At 31.3% G+C, this 4441-nt stretch carries 4 protein-coding genes; all 4 read right to left on the bottom strand.

Annotated features, from left to right (window positions below; translation table 11 throughout):
- A partial coding sequence (locus tag PVV60_RS09600; RefSeq protein WP_273724563.1) for a hypothetical protein occupies positions 1–549 on the bottom strand: 549 nt, incomplete at its 3' end.
- A gap of 1941 nt (positions 550–2490) precedes the next feature.
- Positions 2491–2763: a type II toxin-antitoxin system YafQ family toxin gene (locus PVV60_RS09595; RefSeq protein WP_273724562.1), complete on the bottom strand. Its 273-nt coding sequence runs from the start codon at positions 2761–2763 to the stop codon at positions 2491–2493.
- 1 nt (position 2764) lies between these two features.
- Positions 2765–3022 carry a type II toxin-antitoxin system RelB/DinJ family antitoxin gene (locus PVV60_RS09590; protein ID WP_273724561.1) on the bottom strand — a complete coding sequence of 86 codons (258 nt, stop codon included), beginning with the start codon at positions 3020–3022 and terminating at the stop codon, positions 2765–2767.
- 306 nt (positions 3023–3328) lie between these two features.
- Positions 3329–4441: type ISP restriction/modification enzyme (locus PVV60_RS09585; RefSeq protein ID WP_273724560.1), on the bottom strand; the 1113-nt coding region annotated here is incomplete at its 5' end.

The raw sequence follows: 4441 nt of genomic DNA, 5'->3' as shown, positions 1-4441 counted from the left end.
CGCATTGCGAAAAATCTTTACATTTGCAAAAATACAAGCATATCCAGAAATTTTCGCATTGCCATAAATTTTTGTATCATTAAAGACACAAGCGTAATAATGAACGCAAGCATTATCAAAAATATGAGCATCCGGATAAATGCGTGCAAAACCATAAACCTTGGCATTGCCATAGACTTGACCAGCCACAACAGCCTTGCCATAAACACGGGCGTTTTCATAAATGCAAGCAACATTGTTTACATGAGCATAGCCACTTACAACGGCATCATCGTAAACCCGTGCATTGCTATAAACCTTGGCTTTCCCTCCGACCCAGCAATTGCCCTCATGAGAGAGGTTGCTTTCACCTTGTATAAAACCACCTAAATCGCCTTTTTTTACATCTCCAAAATCTCTTAAAGCTCTAATCCTATGAAGGGTTTTAAAGCCAACCTCTATTGTCTCACCTGTAAATTCGTATTTTTTTGCAGGCTGTTGCTTATTAACAGAGGCGGTTTCATTTGAAATGGAAGAGATAACGGAGGTGTTTTTTGAGATATTTGTCATAATTAAATCCTTACTGATTAGACGTTTTTCATTGACAATCCTATAAGGATTGCCGGGTGTTGAAAAACACGGCAGTAAGTCCGTTGCTTATACTTTTCCCTCGAAAGGGTATTGTATGGTATAAGCACACCCGACAAAATTCTCATATATGCTAATCACAGCATAAAAGATAGTCAGTTTTAAAAGCTTTGGAAAGATTGTTTCGTAATCTGTCCGCTTACTGTTTAAAGTGTTTGTTAATCACTTGAGTATTTATATAACAAAATACGTATTTATTGTCAAATAATATTTTATCTTTTTTGATATTTTTTCTTATTTTTTAAATACATTGTGTATTGATAATATCTCATTCTTAATAATTGCTTCTTTTGTATTTATGTGCTTTTAAAGATATATTATGGGCTTTATGAAACGATTGCGTTATTTTCTGAATTATACATTTATAATATTTAAAAACGCTCTCATCATGCGTATTTTTATCTTTATAACCTATCATATTTTTTACTAAATGAATTTAAATTTTTTTGTGAATTTTGTTTATAAAGATCTCTAATGTAAACAACCTTAATAAAGCCGCGCTCTTATAACCAATGCCTTCATTTGCATATGATTATGAAAGACTGCTTTTTTCACGCATTCTCTATAGCTGTTATTTGCTTTATAGCCATGGCATTATTTTTCATTTTCATAAGAGAAATGATAAATAGGATAATTGTGATTTATTGCTTGTTATGAAAACATCTCAATAGAAACTGATAATTATAGAGATGAGCAAAATCCCTTTTAATAGACTTTTGTCATTTTTGTCAGTTTAGTCAGTTAACTCTAACCCCTATAGTATTTTTTTTAAATGAGTAAAAATTAAAAACATTATATTTCAATATCTTAATACTTTTAAGACATAATTCATATCAATTGTACAATCTTTAAAGATAACCAATGATGTGAATTGATTAAAACTTGTCAGTTATGTGTCAGTAAATTGAACTGACAAAATGATTATTTTAGTAAGTAATTACAAAAAGTAAAAACTGATTACGTTATTAAAATCCCTTGTATGAATTTTTATCAGTTTATTTAAATAGATAACCTTATGATTTTAGTGAGTGATTAAACACGTCTTAAAAAAACATGTGATCCTTTAAAGCCTTTCAAAAGAAACGGTTTATAATCATAAAAATGCTATCAAGACGTATTTATAGATTTAAAGGTTGGTACTTAAAAAAATAATAAGAGTGAAAAGTTATTTTAAAACATATTAAGTGAATTTTTAAAAGATCGTTTATAATGATAAGAAATCCTATCAAGACTATTATGGTTATGAGTTTAGGGGAGTATGGGGGGGGCTTTTTACTCCCCTTTATATATATTTTTTAATCCAAAATAAAAGTTATTATATTTCAATAAGTTAATACTTCAAATAAACAACCTATATTAAACACAACACATAAATACAATTTTTAATATATATCTAAGAGGGTTTTGTAGGTGTTTTGGGGGTTTTAAAAACAGACAAAACCTATAAGTAATATAAGAAAATGAATATACATAACTCTTTTTAAACAAAGCTTTTGAAAGCTATAAAGCTATCATTTGAGATTGCGATATAATCTTTTAAAGGCAATGTAAAAAAATCTAATTCTGTTTAAGAGTGGATTTCTTATAAATCTTAAAGGCAATCCAAATAAGAGTATCTCAAAGTGCAAGTTTCTTCTTTTTAGAATAACGCATATAAACACTTCTTTTAAAAAGGGATACTCAATAATAATTAAATCAATAAGTTATATTAATAGTGAGCATTTTATTCTTTATTGATTCTATTAGTTTTTTTCTCTATCCGTCATCTTTTTGGAGCTTTTTTATAGCTTCAAGAGCGAGTTTTTTACGGTCTGCGCTCTTTGATGTAGAGAAAAGTTAGAGTATTTTTAACTTTTCATATAATTATTCTTTGAAAAGGTCAGAGTGCGTTCCTGTACGAATAAGATGTAATTTATCTCCTTCTATTCTATAAATAAGCAGCCAATCTGGTTCGATATGAATATCATGATACCCTACCCAATCACCTTTTAGTGGATGATCACAGTAATGTCTTGGTAATGGCTTTTCTTCAATTAGGAGACTTAATAGTGTACGCAGCTTATTCATATTTTTACTGCGTTTTTCCGCCTTGCGCACGTCACGTTTAAATTGTTTTGAGCGAACAGGTATCAGCATATTAAATGCCTAAGTCCTTAAAAAGGGCATCAGCGTTTTTAAATGTCTTACCTTTACCTTCATCTAATTCCTTTATAGCTTTACGTGTGATGCTATTAGGTACTTTAAGCTCAAAAGGCAAACAACCTTCTTCAGCGACACGCAAAAATGTTATGCGGATAAGATCTGATGCACTTAATCCCATGCGTTCTAAAGTAATCATCGCTTGTTTTTTCATTTCAGCAGGAATGCGAGCGCGAACAACAGAATCGGCTTTCATGATTTGTATCTCCATTTATAACCTTTATTATAGTGTAGCTACACTGTGATCTCAAGTCAATTTTTTAGAATTAAAAACCCTTTGGATAGCAGGTATGGCAAAAAAAAACTCCACGAAAAGAATCCTTGATTCGCAATAAATAAGAGGAATGTTGCAAAATCCTATTCTCTTAACTTTATTTTGTTATCCCTCATAGTAAAGAAGATTGTATGTAAGCAATTTAACAAGAGAGGTATAGATTATGGTTATAAGCTCTATATCCCTTATGAGTTTATCATACCCGTTATGTAAGTATGCTTTATAAGTCTATTCAGTTTCTCTAATTTCTAATTTTGGTAAGTTTTTAACAATTTTCATTGTCTCTAAACTTACAGTAATAACCCTTTGAAACAATTCTAATGGATAAGCAGGGTTGCCAATGGTTTCAACAGCATAACGATTGGCATCATTTACAATGCCACTATTTTTATCTGTCTTAACGCATTGACGTTCCATAACCCATTCAAGAGCAGACTTGCCATTGATGATATACTCATAAGCTTCAAGAGGGATATCTGTTATTGTGATATTGTTATTGTAAAAAACAGTTGATTTATCCTTTTCCTTATTATTCCCAAAAAATCTCATTTCTGTAACGTAGTAAAACTTTTCGGGATTAGAGATCTCTGTCTGTTTTGGATTACCCTTTTTAAAGGTCACTGGATAAGGTTCTATATCTTCATAATTTACGTGCAAATGACCCAATTCACGTCCTGCTGTTACAAACTTCCAAAAATCTTCAGCACTCTTTACACACGGGATACGAGGCAATTCTTTAGAGAGGTTATCAGCATAACGGGCACGATAATCTTCTGAATGTAAGATTCCATAAACGTAATAGAACAAATCATCTTTCGTGATAGTTTCATTAGGATAAGCTGTTTTAAAATGTGCTAATCCCTCATCCGTAATAGCATCACGCTTTTGTAAATCAGCTGTTACGCTTGATTCTGTAGAATACGTAAATAAATGGGATTGTTCCTTGTTTTTACCTTTTGAAACCGGAACATCATCATAAAGATACCTTGGAAAACATTGTCCATTCTCTATCACTTGAATATCAGGTATACTCGTAGTCATAAGTACAGAAAAGTCTTTCTTTGCTCCTATGCCTGTAATTTGTATCATTCTGTTTTCAACCGCTTGTCCTATCGGAAATATACGAGGCATTTGGTAAATTCCATCGTTGAAATTCCGATTATAATAAAGCCACTGTTGCGTAAAAGGACGATATGAACTTTGAGTGAGGCAACTTTCTTCAAACTTGAAAGTCTTTCCTTTTATCAAGTCTTCTTTAAGAGAATAATTCCAACTGATTTTTCTTGCATCTGAATTTACGAAATTGTCTACAGTTTTAGTACGTGTTTTACCGTCATCATG

This window comes from Bartonella sp. AU18XJBT, assembly GCF_028618595.1.
Classification (GTDB): domain Bacteria; phylum Pseudomonadota; class Alphaproteobacteria; order Rhizobiales; family Rhizobiaceae; genus Bartonella.
The sequence above is the reverse complement of the archived record's forward strand: the minus strand, read 5'-3'. Positions and strand labels throughout refer to the sequence as shown.

Coding starts and splice junctions, on each gene's coding strand:
- PVV60_RS09595 (WP_273724562.1), bottom strand. CDS start 2,763: ATGCTGATACCTGTTCGCTCAAAACAATTTAAACGTGACGTGCGCAAG.
- PVV60_RS09590 (WP_273724561.1), bottom strand. CDS start 3,022: ATGAAAGCCGATTCTGTTGTTCGCGCTCGCATTCCTGCTGAAATGAAA.